Annotated in this window: 14 protein-coding genes; 10 read left to right on the top strand and 4 right to left on the bottom strand. The window is 38.3% G+C overall.

The window, feature by feature from the left end:
• Nucleotides 1–311 precede the first annotated feature (311 nt).
• Both fumC and ACAN53_RS14195 read left to right on the top strand, forming a co-directional pair.
• The gene (gene fumC / locus ACAN53_RS14200) at nucleotides 312–1,733 is read left to right on the top strand and encodes a class II fumarate hydratase (RefSeq protein WP_379970878.1); all 1,422 of its coding nucleotides are present in this window, start codon (nucleotides 312–314) and stop codon (nucleotides 1,731–1,733) included.
• A 313-nt stretch (nucleotides 1,734–2,046) separates the two neighbouring features.
• Complete coding sequence (locus tag ACAN53_RS14195; protein ID WP_379970775.1) at nucleotides 2,047–3,240, top strand: class I SAM-dependent rRNA methyltransferase; 1,194 nt, start codon at nucleotides 2,047–2,049, stop codon at nucleotides 3,238–3,240.
• Between the two features lie 59 nt (nucleotides 3,241–3,299).
• On the opposite strand, the gene ACAN53_RS14190 is transcribed toward ACAN53_RS14195, so the two are convergent.
• Together ACAN53_RS14190 and pepT are read right to left on the bottom strand one after the other, a co-directional pair.
• Entirely contained in the window at nucleotides 3,300–3,770 is a 471-nt protein-coding gene (locus ACAN53_RS14190) for a hypothetical protein (RefSeq protein WP_379970774.1), read from the bottom strand.
• Nucleotides 3,771–3,882: 112 nt separating this feature from the next.
• Nucleotides 3,883–5,115, bottom strand: a complete 1,233-nt coding sequence (gene pepT, locus ACAN53_RS14185) for a peptidase T (protein WP_379970773.1) — start codon at nucleotides 5,113–5,115, stop codon at nucleotides 3,883–3,885.
• Between the two features lie 216 nt (nucleotides 5,116–5,331).
• On the opposite strand from pepT, the gene ACAN53_RS14180 reads away from it, so the two are divergent.
• The 8 genes from ACAN53_RS14180 (at nucleotide 5,332) to ACAN53_RS14145 (ending at nucleotide 13,704) form a co-directional block, all read left to right on the top strand.
• Nucleotides 5,332–5,967, top strand: coding sequence for a TetR/AcrR family transcriptional regulator (locus ACAN53_RS14180; RefSeq protein ID WP_379970771.1), 636 nt, complete (start codon nucleotides 5,332–5,334; stop codon nucleotides 5,965–5,967).
• Between the two features lie 12 nt (nucleotides 5,968–5,979).
• Nucleotides 5,980–6,873, top strand: coding sequence for an ABC transporter ATP-binding protein (locus tag ACAN53_RS14175; RefSeq protein WP_379970770.1), 894 nt, complete (start codon nucleotides 5,980–5,982; stop codon nucleotides 6,871–6,873).
• Entirely contained in the window at nucleotides 6,870–7,667 is a 798-nt protein-coding gene (locus ACAN53_RS14170; RefSeq protein WP_379970769.1) for an ABC transporter permease subunit, read from the top strand. Before ACAN53_RS14175 ends, ACAN53_RS14170 begins: the two co-directional genes overlap by 4 nt.
• Nucleotides 7,668–7,707: 40 nt before the next feature.
• Nucleotides 7,708–8,505: an ABC transporter permease subunit gene (locus ACAN53_RS14165; RefSeq protein WP_379970768.1), complete on the top strand. Its 798-nt coding sequence runs from the start codon at nucleotides 7,708–7,710 to the stop codon at nucleotides 8,503–8,505.
• 274 nt (nucleotides 8,506–8,779) lie between these two features.
• Complete coding sequence (locus ACAN53_RS14160) at nucleotides 8,780–9,562, top strand: Cof-type HAD-IIB family hydrolase (protein WP_379970767.1); 783 nt, start codon at nucleotides 8,780–8,782, stop codon at nucleotides 9,560–9,562.
• A gap of 42 nt (nucleotides 9,563–9,604) precedes the next feature.
• Nucleotides 9,605–10,744, top strand: coding sequence for a hypothetical protein (locus ACAN53_RS14155; protein WP_379970766.1), 1,140 nt, complete (start codon nucleotides 9,605–9,607; stop codon nucleotides 10,742–10,744).
• Nucleotides 10,745–11,132: 388 nt separating this feature from the next.
• Nucleotides 11,133–12,149 carry a PTS sugar transporter subunit IIC gene (locus ACAN53_RS14150; RefSeq protein ID WP_379970765.1) on the top strand — a complete coding sequence of 339 codons (1,017 nt, stop codon included), beginning with the start codon at nucleotides 11,133–11,135 and terminating at the stop codon, nucleotides 12,147–12,149.
• Between the two features lie 223 nt (nucleotides 12,150–12,372).
• The gene (locus ACAN53_RS14145; RefSeq protein ID WP_379970764.1) at nucleotides 12,373–13,704 is read left to right on the top strand and encodes an APC family permease; all 1,332 of its coding nucleotides are present in this window, start codon (nucleotides 12,373–12,375) and stop codon (nucleotides 13,702–13,704) included.
• Nucleotides 13,705–13,741: 37 nt separating this feature from the next.
• Here the strand turns inward: ACAN53_RS14145 and ACAN53_RS14140 are convergent, their stop codons facing one another.
• Entirely contained in the window at nucleotides 13,742–15,691 is a 1,950-nt protein-coding gene (locus tag ACAN53_RS14140; protein WP_379970763.1) for a glycosyltransferase family 2 protein, read from the bottom strand.
• 246 nt (nucleotides 15,692–15,937) lie between these two features.
• Nucleotides 15,938–17,494: an ABC-F family ATP-binding cassette domain-containing protein gene (locus tag ACAN53_RS14135; RefSeq protein ID WP_379970762.1), complete on the bottom strand. Its 1,557-nt coding sequence runs from the start codon at nucleotides 17,492–17,494 to the stop codon at nucleotides 15,938–15,940.
• Nucleotides 17,495–17,751: the final 257 nt, after the last annotated feature.

Below are 17,751 nucleotides of genomic sequence, written 5' to 3'. Positions count from 1 at the left end.
GCTATTTATTTTCTTCATTTCTCCCGTGCGAATTCTACCTAATCTTATATAGTTCAGCAACTTCCCATGAATTGAAAACTCAATACACCTTTGGCTTTTATGGAGTAAGAGAAATAAATTCGATTATTTAACATTACATTATAATAGTTCCAAAGATTGTGTGGAACAATAATCCTATTTGGAACCTGTTATGTAAAATCATACGATCCTTATGGATGGACCGGTTAATCATGATGGGTAGGAAAGGCGGAATCCTGTTGAAATACAATGAAGATAAGGAAAGAAATATTATAAATCATGATGTAGGCGATTTGGTAGAAGGAGGAACATACCGCATTGAGGCTGATTCAATGGGTAAGGTGATGGTGCCAGCAGACCACTTGTGGGGTGCACAAACTGAACGGTCATTGCTTCACTTTTCTATAGGTGATGACCGTATGCCAAAGGCGGTGTACCGAGCTTATGGATATGTGAAGAAAGCTGCAGCCATTGTCAATTCTAATTCAGGTAATCTACAGTCAGAGGAGGCAGAACTCATTATTCAAGTTGCTGATGAGGTGATAACAGGTCAACTTGATAATGAATTTCCATTGTATGTATGGCAGACTGGTTCGGGTACACAGACGAATATGAATGTGAACGAGGTGATTGCAAACCGTGCAATCCAGTTGGCAGGTGGAACTTTAGGGACGAAAGATCCTATCCACCCAAATGATCATGTAAATATGTCGCAATCTTCAAACGATACGTTTCAGACTGCAATGCATATTGCGACGGTGCTAGAATTTGTTAATCACCTTATTCCAAATGTAGAAGCTCTCATTGACACGATGTGGGATAAGGCTGTCCAATGGGTCGAAATCGTCAAAATTGGACGTACACATCTTCAAGACGCTACTCCTCTTACTGTTGGTCAGGAATGGTCTGGTTACGTTACCCAACTTAAGGATTCGTTACAGCTTGTCAAAGCCTCTCTAGATGGATTATACAAGCTGGCTGCCGGCGGAACTGCAGTGGGAACAGGAATTAACACCCCACCAGATTTCGGCCCTGGTATCGCGGATGAGATTGCCCGACTTACTAATCATCCCTTTGTGACAGCTCCAAATAAATTCGCTGCTCAAGGCTCCCTTGATGCAATGGTGAACGCTAGTGCAGCGGTGCGTACACTTGCTGTATCAATAATGAAAATCGCAAACGACATCCGTTGGCTTGGCTGTGGGCCAAGGGCTGGTATCCACGAATTAAATATGCCTGCCAATGAACCTGGGTCTTCAATCATGCCTGGCAAAGTGAATCCAACTCAGGAGGAGGCATTGATCATGGTATGTATTCAGGTTATTGGGAACGACAACACAGTGGCGTTTGCTGGAACACAGGGTCACTTTGAACTGAATACAATGAGGCCAATCATCATTAAGAATGTGTTGCATTCGAGCCAAATCCTCGGTGATGCATGCGAGAAATTCTGTAATTACAGCATTAAAGACCTAACGCTTGATAAGAAAATGATTGATAAATATGTTGGCGAATCACTTATGCTTGTAACGGCACTAAGCCCAGCAATTGGTTATGACAAGGCTTCTGCTATTGCGCACAAAGCATTTGAAGAAAATACAACACTTCGTCAAGCCGCGATTGACAGCGGATACGTAAAAGCAGAAGACTTCGATAAGATTGTAAATCCGAAAAATATGGTAGGAAACCCACGCAAGGATCTTGGATTGATCTAATAAACAACTATTTACCCTACTAAACAATAAACATCCTGTGATACCTTCACAGGATGTTTATTGTTTAGTAGGGAAATTCCCTCTATGAAGGCGCCTTTTATAAATGGAAATACTTATTTCATAGGGGCAGGAATTAGTGAAGTAGCTGATAAGTGGGTACAATGGATGACAAGAAAACGAAAATCTGATGGAAATTGACTTATCCAATCCACCACAGTAATATGATTGAAGTACGAAAACCAATCAGACCGTTATCGTTTACATAAAAGGAAACGCATAGAATATACATACCCTAACAGAATGGATGAACGAAATGAGAAATGAAAAAACTGTACTTATTAAATCAAATTATGGTAATAAAATAAAACGAGGCTATCCGTTGCTGACGAAGGATGCATTTGTAAATAGTCATGCTCTTCTAGAAGAAGGAGAAATTCTTCGTTTGGTGGATGAGAAAAAGAAGTTTCTGGCAAAAGGATATTATGGGAAGCAAAACAAGGGATTAGGCTGGGTTTTGACGGAAAATGAGTCCGAATTAATTAATCAAACGTTTGTTGAAGAAAAATTACGAAAAGCAATTCAGCATCGCGCCGCCTTTTATAAGGATGAACAGACGACAGCATTTCGTGTATTTAATGGAGAAGGCGACGGAATTGGTGGTCTTATCATTGATTATTATGATGGCTATTATGTCATGAGTTGGTATAGCAAGGGGATTTATACGTTTAAAGAAGATGTACTACAGTCCTTGCAAAACATCGTAGAATACAAGGGGATTTATGAAAAGAAGCGGTTTGATACGAAGGGCCAATATGTTAATGATGATGATTTTGTTACAGGTGAAAGAGGGCAGTTTCCTCTTATCGTGAAAGAAAATGGCGTACGCTTTGCCGTTTACTTAAATGATGGAGCGATGGTTGGGGTGTTTCTTGATCAACGGGATGTGAGACGGACGATTCGAGATAAGTATGCGAGCGGAAAAACGGTGTTAAATATGTTCTCGTATACGGGCGCATTTTCTGTGTTTGCTGCGCTTGGTGGTGCGACAAAAACGACGAGCGTTGATTTAGCAAACCGTAGCTTAGCGAAAACAATTGAACAATTTAGTATTAATGAGATCGACTATGAGGCGCAGGATATTATCGTAGAAGATGTATTCCATTACTTTAAGTATGCTGCTCGCAAAAAGTTATCTTTTGATATGGTTATTCTTGATCCGCCTAGCTTTGCAAAATCGAAGAAATATACATTTAGTGCAGCGAAGGATTATACGAATTTATTAAAAGAAACGATTGCTATTACGGCTGATAAAGGAATCATTGTGGCATCTACAAATGCTAGTACCTTTGGCATGCATACCTTCAAGGAATTTATCGATACGGCCTTTCATGAAACAGGTACTACGTATAAAGTTTTAGAAGAATTTTCATTGCCAGCTGATTTTAAAACCATAAGGGAATATAAAGAGGGAAATTATCTTAAGGTTGTATTTATTCAAAAGATGTAAAAGAAAAAAGGGTCGTTCCTTCAAGGAACAATCCTTTTTTGTTACATATATTCTAGCAATTATGAGCGGCGTTTAAATCCCTCTTCATCCAAATAGCCGAGTGCTTGGTTATAAGAGACAAAAGTACCGTCCAGCAGATCTCCAGCATAGACATTCCACATATCCTCTTCTTCTATGAGGATTAGCGTATGACCTTCGCCGTTCACCCATTCTTCTGATTGATGTTCTTCAGTATGCTCTCCGGTAGTAGTAGATTTGGATAGGCCACGAATGGATCTTTCTATGACAGAGTGAAGTTCCTCTTTAGAAAAATCGCGAATGTTTACAAAACCTTTATCATTGGTTGCAAAGCCATGAATATGTTCTGCGTAGACAAAGCCATTTCCGTTTGGATGGAGATGATAGACAACGTTCTTCTTATCTGATGTACTTTCTTCATAATGAAAATTAATTCGTCCGAGTGAAACGTCTTTGCGTTTTAATTCAGGGAACGATGTAATAATAGCAAGTTTTTCTTCAAAAGTTAGCATATTGCCTCCGTTAATTGTGGTATTCAATTGTTTGTTCATTATAGCATATATAGTCTTGCGTGATAAATGAAGCTAGCCCAAATACGAGCTAGCTTCGTTTTATTTTGATTGGTTATGCACGTTTTTCAAACAATTGTGCAATTTCCATCACAACGTTCGTTGCTTTTTCCATCGTATCAACGGAAATGTATTCGTATCGACCATGGAAGTTTTCGCCGCCTGTAAAGATATTTGGCGTAGGAAGTCCCATATAAGAAAGCTGTGCACCATCTGTTCCACCGCGAATTGGACGGATGTTCGGCGTAATGCCTAAGTTTTTCATTGCTTCTGACGCAATGTCGATAATTTCTATTACCGGTTCTACTTTTTCCTTCATGTTGTAATATTGGTCTTTGAGTTCAAGTAGAATGCGGTCTTCTCCGTATTTTTGCTTTAGTTCATTTACAATGGCTTGCATCTGCATCTTTCTTGCTTCAAATTGCTCTTTGTCAAAATCGCGGATGATGTAGTAAAGTTTTGTTTCCTCTACATCTCCGTTGATGGAGAGCAAGTGATAGAACCCTTCATAGCCTTCCGTTGCTTCAGGACTTTCCTCTGCTGGAAGTTTGCTGTTTAGTTCCATTGCAATTTTTGTAGAGTTGATCATTTTTCCTTTGGCTGTACCTGGGTGAACATTCTTTCCTTTTATCGTAATTTTTGCAGAAGCTGCGTTAAAGTTTTCATATTCGAGTTCACCGAGCGGGCCGCCATCAACGGTATAGGCAACCTGAGCGTTAAAGGCTTCCACATCGAATTTATGCGGTCCTCTGCCAATTTCTTCATCCGGTGTAAAGGCAACGCGGATTTTACCGTGTTTGATTTCTGGATGTTGTATTAGATAATTCATTGCTGTCATGATGATCGTAATGCCAGATTTGTCATCAGCACCAAGTAAAGTCGTTCCATCTGTTGTTATTAATGTATGGCCTTTATAATTTGCAAGCTCTGGGAAGTGCTCTGTTGATAAGATAATGCCTTGCTCTTTATGTAAGACAATATCTTTTCCATCATAATTCTGGGTGATTTGTGGGTTCACATTTGTACCAGTAAAATCAGTTGCGGTATCAACATGAGCTAAAAATCCAATGGTCATTACATCTTTATCCGTGTTTGAAGGAAGAGTTGCCATCACATACCCATTTTCATCGATTGTTACTTCTTGCATACCAATTTCTTTTAATTCGTCCACTAGCATGTTGGCAAGTAACAGTTGTCCAGGTGTAGAAGGACAGACTTCATTATTTTCATTGGATTGTGTGTCTACTTTCACATAGGAAGTAAATCTCTCTATTAATTCGCTTTTCATTTTCTTTCATCTCCATTTAAAAAGTATAGGTATATTTTAACATGTTAATGGAATACAAACAGCATATACGAATAGGGGCTCTATGTTAGGATGACTTTCTGCGAAGAGTAACATTCACAAAATTGAAACAGTTAGACATACTGTGGTAATTGACTGAAGTAGTCAATGGAAATATAATGAAATTGACCAAATTGGTCAAAGAGAGCTTGGTGAAATATGGATGAGATGCTTACGAAATTTAGAAATCTGGATCCAGAAAAGCAGGAACGCATATTAAATGCGGCGATAAAGGAATTTGCGTATAAGGGATATGACCTTGCTTCGACGAATGAAATCGTAAAAGAAGCGGGGATTTCTAAGGGGCTACTCTTTCATTACTTTAAAAATAAACAACAGTTGTACTTATTTGTGTTTGATTATTGCGCTGAAAAGAGTGTAAGAGAGCTATACGATCACGTTGATTTTGAACAAACGGATATTTTTGCAAGAGTGCGCGACATTATGAAATTTAAATTGGTACTCCTCGGCAAATATCCAGATATGATGGAATTTTTAAAGAATGCAAGTGTAGATTCATCTGCGGTTAGTAAGGAATACGTAGCGGACCGAACGAGAGAGATGAGTGAGGCTAGCTATTCAAGGCTTTTTGATGGAATCGATATATCTAGGTTCAAAGAAGGAGTTGATTTAGAAAAGGCGATGAACATCATTATGTGGACCTTTGATGGATTTAGCACTGCTGAGCTTGCAAAAATAAAGGAAGCACCGTCCAAGATGATTGATTATGATCGTATATTTGCTGAGGCTGATGTGTACACGACTATGCTACAAAAAGTCATTTACAAAGAGTAGGGAGGTTGTCTTATGAATGTCATCGAACTGAATGGACTAACGAAAAGTTATGGTAAGGCAAGAGGAATCGAGGATGTCAGCTTTCATGTGGAAGAAGGAGAAATATTTGGATTTATTGGCCCGAATGGGGCTGGTAAATCAACAACGATTCGAACTTTGCTCGGACTCATTCATCCAACGAGCGGAAGTGCTACGATTTTTGGTAAGGATAGTGTGAAAGACGCTCCCGAAATTGCAAAGAATATTGGATATTTACCATCGGAAGTATTTTATTACGACAACATGAAGGTAATTGATTTATTAAACTACTCAGCAAGTTTTTATAAAAAAGATTGTAGCAAGCGAATCAAAGAATTAGCTGCCATTATGGAACTTGACCTTACAAAAAAGATTGATGATCTTTCCTATGGAAATAAGAAAAAAGTCGGTATCGTACAAGGTCTACTTCATGAGCCGAAGTTAATTATACTAGATGAACCGACGGGTGGCCTAGATCCCCTTATGCAACAGAAATTTTTTGATTTACTGAAAGGGGAAAATAAGAAAGGTACAACTATTCTGTTTTCCTCCCATATACTTAGCGAGGTACAAAAGCTGTGTGACCGAGTAGCTATTATTAAAGAAGGTAAAATTATAGAAGTAGAGAAAATGAGTACGTTAAAACAAGATACTTACAAAAAAATAAAGATAGAAACGGTATCGGATCAGGATGGAAAGCAATTTGAAGTTCCGGGGGTAACGAAACTTGTACAAGAGGATCATTTCATTAGCTTTCTGTTTAAAGGAAATATCAATCCAATTATGAAGAAAATTGCTGAAATGGAGATAAGAAATGTATGGATTGAAGAACCAAGTTTAGAAGAAATCTTCTTACATTTCTATGAAAAAGAGGAGGAGACGTTATGAATGTCTACTGGCACGAATGGAAGGCTTATCGAAAGTCAACAGTCATTTGGACCATTACATTAGTTGCGTTTCTTGCTTTATTCTTATCTTTATATCCTAGTTTTTATCACGATGCGGCTGATATGCAGAAGTTATTGCAAGGCTATCCGGAACCTGTTAAAAAGGCGCTTGGGCTTTCGGGAATGGACTTTGCTTCTCTTGTCAGCTTCTACTCCTATATTTTCGTGTATATACTCCTTTGCGGAGCAATTCAGGCGATGAATCTAGGAACATCAATACTGTCGAAGGAAGTACGTGAAAAAACGGCTGATTTTCTCTTAACGAAGCCGATAACCCGTTCGTCCATTATAACTGCTAAACTATTAGCCGCAGTAACGTCTATTCTTATTACGAATGTGGTGTATGTTCTATGTGCAACTATACTTGCATCCTTCGTAAAATTAGAAGAGTTTAATATGACTGTATTTTTAATGATTTCAGCATCATTATTATTCGTTCAGCTTATGTTTCTAGCACTAGGCGTTTTTGTATCTGTTGTCGTTTCAAAGATTAAATCTGTTATTTCCGTTTCATTAGGAACAGTATTTACTTTTTTCTTTATAAGTATGTTCAGTTCTGTTATCGGAGATCGTGATATGCGGTATATAACACCTTTTCAGTATTTTAACACGACGTATATTAGTCAGCATTCTTCATACGAAACATCATATGTGCTAGTAGCTCTTGGGTTTATTGTCGTTGCGATAAGTGCTAGCTATATTATCTATTCAAAAAAAGATATCCATTCTGCATAGATTGTTACGTACTTATATGTTAATAAGGAGGGCTTTCGTGATGAATTTATTTTGGAGAGAAATGAGAGCAAATCGGAAATCACTTCTCATTTGGTGTATCGGAATGATCGCCATGATGGCAGCAAGTATGGGAAAATATGCAGGCTATTCATCTTCGACGGGGTCAATCAATGACTTAGTGGCGCAAATGCCTAAGGCTCTGCAGGTCATGTTTAATTTGAATTACTTTGATTTATCGAAGGTAAGCGGATATTACGGCATGTTATTCATTTATTTATTGCTTATGACAACAATCCATGCATCTTTACTTGGGGGAACAATTATTACAAAAGAAGAAGAAGATAAAACTGCAGAATTTTTATTCGTAAAACCTGTTTCCAGAGCAATGATTTTAACATCGAAGTTAGCAGCAGCTATTGTAAATATTGTCATTCTCAATCTTGTTACTTTTTTCTCGTCTATTGTTTTTATTGCCCCGTATCGGAACGGGGAGGTAGTGAATGGAGATATTGCTAAGTTAATGATAGGTATGTTATTGATTCAGCTACTGTTTGTCAGTATTGGTGCAAGTGCAGCGGTATTCAGTAAGCATCCGAAATATGCTTCTTCTCTTTCAACAGGTATTTTGCTCGTTACATTTCTACTATCTCGGGCAATTGAAATCAATAGTAAGCTAGAATTTTTACAATATGTAACGCCGTTTAAATATTTCGAAGCAAAAACGCTTATGTACGGCGGTACATTTCAGCCAGTATTCTTAGCACTCACATGCATTATTATTGGGATATTAGGTATTACGATGTATAGTGTGTATCAGAAAAAGGATTTATTGGTGTAAGAGAGATTTACTTATAGAGTAGCCTGTATACAAAAAACTACGGTATCTTCCGTAGTTTTTTTGTATATGCCTAAGCTAATCAAACGTTTGATTAGTAGGTATTGTATCCTATAAAAGTGGAAGCGATATTTATATCTTGTATGATGAGCGGTATGTTAGAATAGAAATGTTGCTTAGATTTACGTAAACAGATTCGTTTCTAAAAAAATAGATATGGATTAAGTTAGAAAATTTATTCATATAGCGAATCATGCACAAAGGGAGGAATTTCAGTATGAGTTACAAGGCTGTTTTTTTAGACATTGATGGCACGCTTGTACCGCATGACAGAAGTATGTCAGCAGCAACGCAGCAGGCTGTTCAACGTTTAAAAGAAAAAAATCTCCATGTCATCATTGCAACAGGACGTGCACCGTACTTTGCTGAGTCCGTTGTAAAACAATTAGGTATTGATTCATTGATTTTCTTTAATGGTAATTTCGTCCTTCACGAAGGAAAAGTTATCCACCAGGCGCCGATTAAGAAAAATGTGCTTGAAAAATTGAATATACAATCGGATGAAAATAACCATCCACTCACATATCTTGCAGGATCAGAATTTCGTGTGTCACAAACTGAACATCCCTATGTACAAGAGGCGTTTCGAAATGACACGTATAAACCGAAGCAGGCTTCCACCTCATTTTGGTTAGAAAAGGATATTTATCAGCTGTTTCTTCATTGTGAAATAAATGAAGAACGTGCATACCAGCAAACCATTCCTGAATTATACTTTAGAAGATGGAGTCAGCCGGGTATGCGTACGTGTGATGTGAATCTTTCTAATGGAACGAAGGCAACAGGTATTGAGAAAATGCTAAAGAAAATAGGAGTTGCGCCTGATGAAGCTGTAGCATTTGGAGATGGATTAAATGATGTAGAGATGCTATCTGCTGTTGGTATGGGGGTAGCTATGGGAAATGCAAACAAGGAAGTCCAAGCCCATGCCAATATGGTAACGAAATCAGTAGAAGAAGACGGTGTGAAGCACGGATTAGAAATGTTAGGTTTACTATAAGCAAATAAATAATTATTTTTGACTAGTATAAGGAGTGAAACGATGATTGACAACATCCTGTTGCAGAAGCATGATAATTCTGCAACTCGTAAAAGGGTCCCTTTACTTGTACCATTTTTTGTGCATTATCTTATTATTTTGCTTGGAACATTGTTGCCATACTACAAAAATACAGAGAATATTCCGATGGCTTTTAATGCGAGGGCGGATACATGGCTGCAATGGGATAGTCTTTGGTATTTACAAATTGCTCATAAAGGGTACCAAACAACGACATCAACCGCATTTTTCCCGTTTGTACCTCTACTATTAAAAGCTGTAAATAATGTGTATGTCGTTCTATTTATAACGGCGATTGCTTTTCTTATTTGTATGTATTTACTCCAAGAATTTTTTAAACGAATGAATATGACCGATGAGCAAATAAGGATGGGTATTTGGTTGTTTGCATTAAATCCATGTGCATTTTATTACACAACACTTTATACTGAGCTATGGACTGTTCTGTTTTCTCTTGCTTCTCTTCATATGGCGATAAAAGGGAAATGGATCTATGCGTGCTTATTTGCTGCTCTGTTAACAACCACCCGAGCTACCGCCTTAATATTCGGAGTTTTTCCGCTCATTCTTTTTTTCATGTCGCTACGTAAGCAAGATTGGAAGACGGCTATAAAATCTGTAGTGTGGGGATTGAGTACGGCTGTTGGTTTGCTTAGCTATATGTTCTATTTATATATCACGTATAAAGACCCCATCATTTTTTCGACTACGCAGAAGGTGAATTGGGATCATTACTGGGAATGGCCTTGGATACAAATGGTGCAAGGGTTTTTTGGGACAATCTTTGCAGATATACGAGACGGAAGACAAGGATTATGGCTTGTTAGTATGCTGTTTGTTTATATAGGCCTATTTAAAATTTGGAGCATTCGTATTAATGTCCCGTGGGAGAGATGGGGAGTTATCCTATTTACGGTTGCGAATGTGATACTTGCATTTTCGTTTAATACGCGGGGTGTCCCGTTCTACAGTACATTTCGTTATGTAAGTGTCGTGTTCCCGATATACGGACTTATCGCGGTCGTATTACCAAAGAGGATGCAACATATTGTTCTTGGTTTATTTGCCATATTAGCATTTGTCGGGGCATGGACGTTTACCCATCACAATTGGTTTGCATAATTTGAACAGGTTCAGAATTTAATAGAGTAATAGCCCTTTTCAAGCATCTCGTTTTTTAATAAATAAAAAACGAGGTGTTTTTATTTTTAAGAAAATAAAAGAATTATTTGCGTATTCTGAATATTGGTGCTAAACTAACAAAAAAACAATATGAAATGAGGAAAATAAGATGGGATATATAAAGAATACCTATACTTATATAATTTGTTTATTATGCTAGAGGACTGAAACATCCATTGATAAAATAATGGAATTGTTTGAGTCCCATTGCCGTTTATAACAAGAGGCGCTCAAGCAATAAACAAAGCGCCCATCCTGAAACGGAAGGGTTTTTTATTTGTCAAAAGAGAAAATAGACAAAGTATTCATAAAGGGGAGTATAGAGATTATGAAAGAATATTTTATTGATCGTATGTATAAGGCATCTGCAGGGATTGCGAATGCCGTTTTGGTTACACTTGGAATTGGTTTGTTGTGCCAGACGTTTGGTAAGTTTGTAGGCTGGGATTCCTTTATTATGATTGGAGCAGTTGCAAAGGCACTGCTAGCACCAGCTATCGGAGCAGGGATTGCCTATCAATTAGGGGGAAATACATTAATTATCTACAGCGCAATGGTTACGAGTACGGTGGGCGGAAATGCAGCGCATGTATTGGCAAATGGATCGGTTGCACTTGTATCTGGACAACCTATTAGTGCGGTATTAACAGCACTCGTTACGGTTTGGGTTGGTAAACGCTTAGTGGGACGTACAAAACTTGATATGATGGCGATTCCAGTAGCAGCTATTTTTGTGGGGGGGATTGTTGGTGTTGGTCTTGCAGCCGTTACCACCCCATTTCTTCAATGGATTAGTAAAGAAATTACCACTTCTGTACACGGTTCACCACTGATCGCATCTATGGTTATTGCACTTGTATGGAGCATCTTCCTTATGTCACCTGCATCATCAGCAGCGCTTGCTATTGCACTTCAATTAGATCCAGTTTCTAGCGCAGCGGCTTTAATTGGCTGTACGGTTCAATTTGTAGGATTTACGATTATGTCATTACGTGAAAATGACATGGGTGGTTTTCTTGCACAATTTGTTGTTACACCAAAAGTACAATTTCCGAATTTAGTGAAAAATCCATTGCTTGTTATTCCACCATTTGTCGCAGCCGTTGTTAGTGCACCAATTGCAACACTTGGATTTCATTTTCAAGTTTCTTACGAATTAGCTGGACTTGGATTAAACTCATTTATTGCACCATTAAATATTCTAGCAACACAAGGAATGTATGGATTTATGGTATATCTCACAACAGGTATTCTTATTCCTGCAGCGATTACGATTGGTTTGCATTACGTGATTAAAGCAGTTGGCTGGGCTAAGGCTGGCGATTTACGCATGGAAGTTCAATAATATAATAGGGTACTCTTGCTTGGAATAAAAAGGCTTTGTCATTTTTGAGACAAAGCCTTTTTATACATTTCAAGTTTCATATTTTTCATCTAGGATTTTTTTTCTATTAGAAACCATTCTCATTTTTGTAAAGAGTGGTTTTTTGCCTTTTCTAAATTTGCGATAAATAGCTAAGAATTTTGGTAAGATAGAATATGCACATCTTAGAAAAGGACTGATCTATTTGAAAATAAATGAGAATCAAAGTGAGAATGCTCATCTTAAAAAGGAGCTTGGCTTATTAGAAGCCATTACAGTTGTGATGGGGATTGTAATTGGTTCAGGCATATTTTTTAAAGCATCCCCTGTGTTTGGACAAGCAGGTTCGGCTTGGATGGGGATGGCGGCTTGGATAGTAGGCGGTATTGTCACTATGGCATCCGCTCTAACGGTGGCTGAAATAGGTGCAGCCATTCCGAAAACGGGCGGTGTGTTTGTGTATTTAAAGGAGCTCTATAATGAAAAATGGGCATTCTTGTACGGATGGGTACAAACGCTTGTCTATACACCTGGGATTATTGCTGCACTTGCCATTGTGTTTGCTACGCAGGCTACTTATTTTATCCCGATGTCTGAGCTTCAGCAAAAGATGGTAGCGGCGTGTATGATCATTTTTGTCATGTTAATTAATACGATCTCGACAAAGCTAGGCAGCCGCATGCAAATCATTACAACATTTGCGAAACTTGTTCCAATCGTTGTTATTATATTCTTCGGCTTGCTTAAGGGACAGGCACATAGCTTAGCATCAGCTCCGCAGACGACATTTCATGCAGCGGGTTTTGGAGCTGCTATTCTCGGAACGCTTTGGGCCTATGATGGCTGGGTAAATGTGAGCAATATGGCCGGAGAGTTAAAGCGTCCGAAAACGGATTTACCTAGATCAATTATTCTTGGATTAACACTGATTATCGCGATTTATTTACTGGTGAATGTGGCGATTATTCAAGTTATGTCAATGAATGAGGTAGTAACTTCTCATAAAGCTGCTTCTGATGCTGCCGTTTATTTATTTGGTAACGCCGGAGCGGGATTTATTGCGGCGGGCATTATGATTTCTATTATTGGAGCGTTAAATGGATATATTATGACCGGTGTGAGAGTCCCGTATGCCATGAGCAAAGATGGGCTGTTTCCTTTTTCTTCTGTGTTTAGTCGTATACATAGGACGTTTCAAACACCTGTAAATATTTTCATACTAGAAGGAGTATTGGCATTTCTTTATCTTGCTAGCGGGTCATTCGAAACGTTAACGAATTTAGCTGTATTTGTTATGTGGATCTTCTTTGTTATGACAGTCGCAGGCGTATTTATTTTGCGGCATAAGTTTAAGCAAATCGAGCGTCCTTATCAAGTACCACTCTATCCGCTTATTCCTATCATTGGAATTGTCGGGGGAATCTATATTATCATTAGTACCCTTATTACGAGTACCCTCTATGCCGTTGTTGGTATTTTGATTACGGTAATAGGAATTCCAGTGTATATGATTGTGAAACGACAAGAACGAATCTAATGTTTGAACAAGAACGAGAAAATAGTTCTCGTTCTTGTTAATACTTACTAATATATTCTTGGTCGATAATCGTATAGCCTCTGGAATGGTCAAACACATATTGTATGACTTTCATAAATTCTGTTTTCTTTAAGGATTGAAAGAGTACCTTAAAGAAGAGACGATTGTCTTGTTCATAAATATCATCTACTACTCCCCGTACACCAGAAAGCTCAGGATTGGATATTTCAATTACGTCCCCTAGTTTAAATGCATCATTTCGGAAAAAATCATTTTTGTATAATAGAACTTGATTCGTGGACATTTCATGGATATTAAATGTTGATTTATTATGGGAGGAAAGACTTCGAATCCATACAAAGGCATTTTGCATTTGGATGTTTTCTTCATCTTCTGGCTTTGGCCTTTCCACACAAATAAGTATGCTGACGAAAATACCAACAATGTTATAGCAGCACCAAATTAAGTTGACGATAATGCTACTGTATGAATATAGATTGAAGTATAGATTGTATAGGCCAAAAATGATGGCAGCAATGGATGAAAAGAATAAGAGTAGATGCGGAAGTGCGAGAGTGAAATGAAAGTATTGGGAATCGATTTTCTTTTCTTTGGATGTTACGTTAAAGTCAAGTTGCTTGTTGAACAATAGCTCAGCAAATGCAGCAATGGCGAGATAAGGGGCTAGTGCAACTTCATAGATATTAGCCCAGTATAAGGTTCGGTTGTTGTTTGAAAGAAATTTAAAAACAAGGAAGGACGATGTAATAGAAGGTAGTGCAAATAATAATAAGTCATAGATATTGGTAGCCACGAAAGGGACGCCGGTAAGAAGAAAGACAATCGGTGCAATAATAAACATGAGCTTTTGCAGTCCGCAAAACCAATAGAGAATACCGCTAAAATAGATCAACCGCTGTGGGATGGATAATCCTTTTAGTTTAAGAGGTCCCCATTTTTTCAGAACTTGAATATTTCCCCGGGCCCAGCGTTTTCGCTGTTTGACTAAATCCCCGAATGTATCGGTGCTCATGCCGAATACCAGCGGCTCGTTTACCAAAACCGTTTCATACCCTTTTGCTTGGAGGATGATGCCAGTTGCTAGGTCTTCTGTAATACTACCTGTAGGAAATCCGCCAATACTTTCAAGAGCAGATCTTCGAAAAACCGCATTGGTTCCTACGTGAAGAACGACATTAAAGGAGGCCCGTCCGGCTTGAATGAAGCGCATAAAAAAATCTTGTTCGTTTGGGATATTTCGAAAATATTTCAAGTTGTTTTGAAAGGGATCTGAGTTGTAGAATACTTGTGGTGTTTGTACAAAAGCTACTTTTTTATTTGTTAAATATCCAATTGTTCTTCGCAGAAAGTAACTTTTCGGAATCATGTCTGCATCTAAAAGCATAATAAATTCTCCGCTCGTCAGCTTCATCGCATTATTTAAATTCCCTGCTTTGGCATGTTCGTTCGATTCACGGGTCAGATAGCCGACATCAAATTCTTCTGCTAGTAGCCTTACTTCCTCACGGTTTCCATCATCGCATATGTAAATGGCAAGTTTATCAGCTGGATATTGTAAGCTTCTACAGCCTGCCACTGTTTTTCTTAGTACATCAACCGGTTCATTGAACGTACTAATTAGTACATCCACGGTAGGTGGAGAGCGGAATAAATCCATACTTTTAAAGGGAAGCTTATATTCTTTTAAAAAGGTAAGACGATAGGTAATCGATTGAAAGAAATCGATACATTCAGCAGCAAATAACAAACAACCTAGAACAAGTGTAAGCGTATTAAAATATGGTATGGTTTCGAATCCTCTCCATGCAATATAGGCAGCATTACATAGAGTTGCCACAATCAGAAAAGGTTTCTTTAGCTTTCTCCATCTGCAGGCAAGTAAATAAAATACGAGTAAAAATAGAAATAAGAGAATCGTAATCACAATCTTAGCATTTCCATTTGTTATATGAAACATCATTTCCATCTTGTCCACCACCTCTTTTGATTTATATATACGAAGGGGGTGCTTGTCCCTATTCCAAGAAGTCTAGCAAAATAGGAAACTTTTTTTTAAAACGAAAAAGTCGGCGGAATGAAAGAGAGGGGGGCGATCCTGTCGAAGCCAGTAGCTTTGTGCTTATGAAAAGAGGTCACTGAAATATAGTACTTTTTCAGTGACCTCCTTATAGTGATATGGTTTTCACGGTGCCCGCTTTCGAATGGAACGAAATTACAATACTTTCGTTGTCCACGTCTCACAGTTCCAAACATCTGTTACGAGGCCTTCATAAAACTCCGGTTCATGGGATATAAGCAGGATAGTCCCTTTATACGCTTGTAGTGCACGCTTTAGCTCCTCCTTTGCATCAATGTCTAAGTGGTTGGTTGGTTCATCAAATACGAGGACATTGGTCTGTTTGTTGATGAGTTTACAAAGGCGAACCTTAGCCTTTTCTCCGCCGCTTAGTACCTCGATTTTACTTTCGATATGCTTTTGCGTTAGACCACATTTTGCTAGCGAGGATCGTACTTCATATTGTGTAAAGGATGGGAAGGCATTCCATACTTCTTCTATACATGTATTGTGGTTTTCTTGTTTGATTTCTTGTTCAAAATAGCCAACCTCTAAGTAATCACCGAGCTGTACGGAGCCGGAAATCGGCTGAATTTCTCCAAGAATACTTTTTAGTAATGTTGTTTTCCCTATTCCGTTTGCACCGACTAAGGCAATCTTTTGCCCGCGTTCCATGCTAAGCGTAAGTGGTCTAGAGAGCGGTGCATCATAGCCGATGACAAGATCCTTTGTTTCGAAAATAAGCTTTCCTGCCGTTCTGGCTTCTTTAAAGCGAAATTCTGGCTTTGGTTTTTCCTTTTCCAATTCGATAATATCCATTTTGTCCAGCTTCTTCTGCCGTGACATCGCCATGTTTCGCGTAGATACACGTGCCTTGTTGCGCGCTACGAAATCTTTTAACTCTGAAATTTCTTGCTGCTGCCTTTTATATTGTGATTCTAGCTGTTGCTTCTTTACTTCGTAGACAGCTACGAAATTATCATAATCACCGACGTAGCGATTTAATTCTTGATTTGCCATATGATAGATTAAATTGATTACACTGTTGAGGAACGGAATATCATGTGAAATTAAAATAAAGGCATTTTCATATTCTTGTAAATAGCGTTTTAACCATTCGATATGCTTTTCATCCAAATAGTTAGTCGGTTCATCGAGAAGAAGAATATCTGGTTTTTCAAGGAGTAGCTTTGCAAGCAACACTTTCGTACGCTGCCCACCGCTTAAATCATGCACGTCGCGTTCGAGACCAATATCATCTAAGCCAAGTCCACGTGCTGTTTCTTCTACTTTGGAATCAATAATATAGAAATCGTGGTTTGTAAGCATATCTTGCAGGACGCCGACTTCCTCCAGCAGCTTCTCTAGCTCCTCGGGAGTAGCTTCGCCCATTTTCACATACATTTGATTCATTTCTTCCTCAATTTCAAATAAGTACTGAAAGGCACCTTGCAGTACGGTGCGAATGGTCATGCCTTTTTCTAGAACGGTATGTTGATCCAAATAGCCAACGCGTACTTGCTTGGACCATTCTACTTTTCCTTCATCGGGCTCAAGCTTACCTGTAATAATGTTCATAAAGGTTGATTTTCCTTCGCCATTTGCGCCGACTAAACCAATATGTTCTCCTTTTAATAAACGAAAGGATACGTTATTGAAAATAGCACGGTCACCAAAGCCGTGTGTTAAATTGCTAACAGTTAAAATACTCATTCCTTATGCACCTTTTTCTTTGTATTTGGATAACGGGTTATTTCCGGTTATTTCGTATGAGATAGCTTTCTATGTTTAACAATAAAAGGGGGAGCTTCATCCCCTTTTTGATTATATCGGAGTTAGCAGGTACTGAAAAGACAAGGTTATCGTTCTTTTCGTAAATTGCATGTAAGAACCCAATGAATCCTCATTTTCGAGGCGTTTTATGTGTGTTAGGTAGGGGGGCTCTTTATAATAAAGAGTATGCACAATTT

It is taken from the genome of Ectobacillus soli (genome assembly GCF_042610425.1).
Lineage (GTDB): Bacteria > Bacillota > Bacilli > Bacillales > Bacillaceae_G > Ectobacillus.
This window is presented reverse-complemented; position numbering and strand designations above follow the sequence as displayed.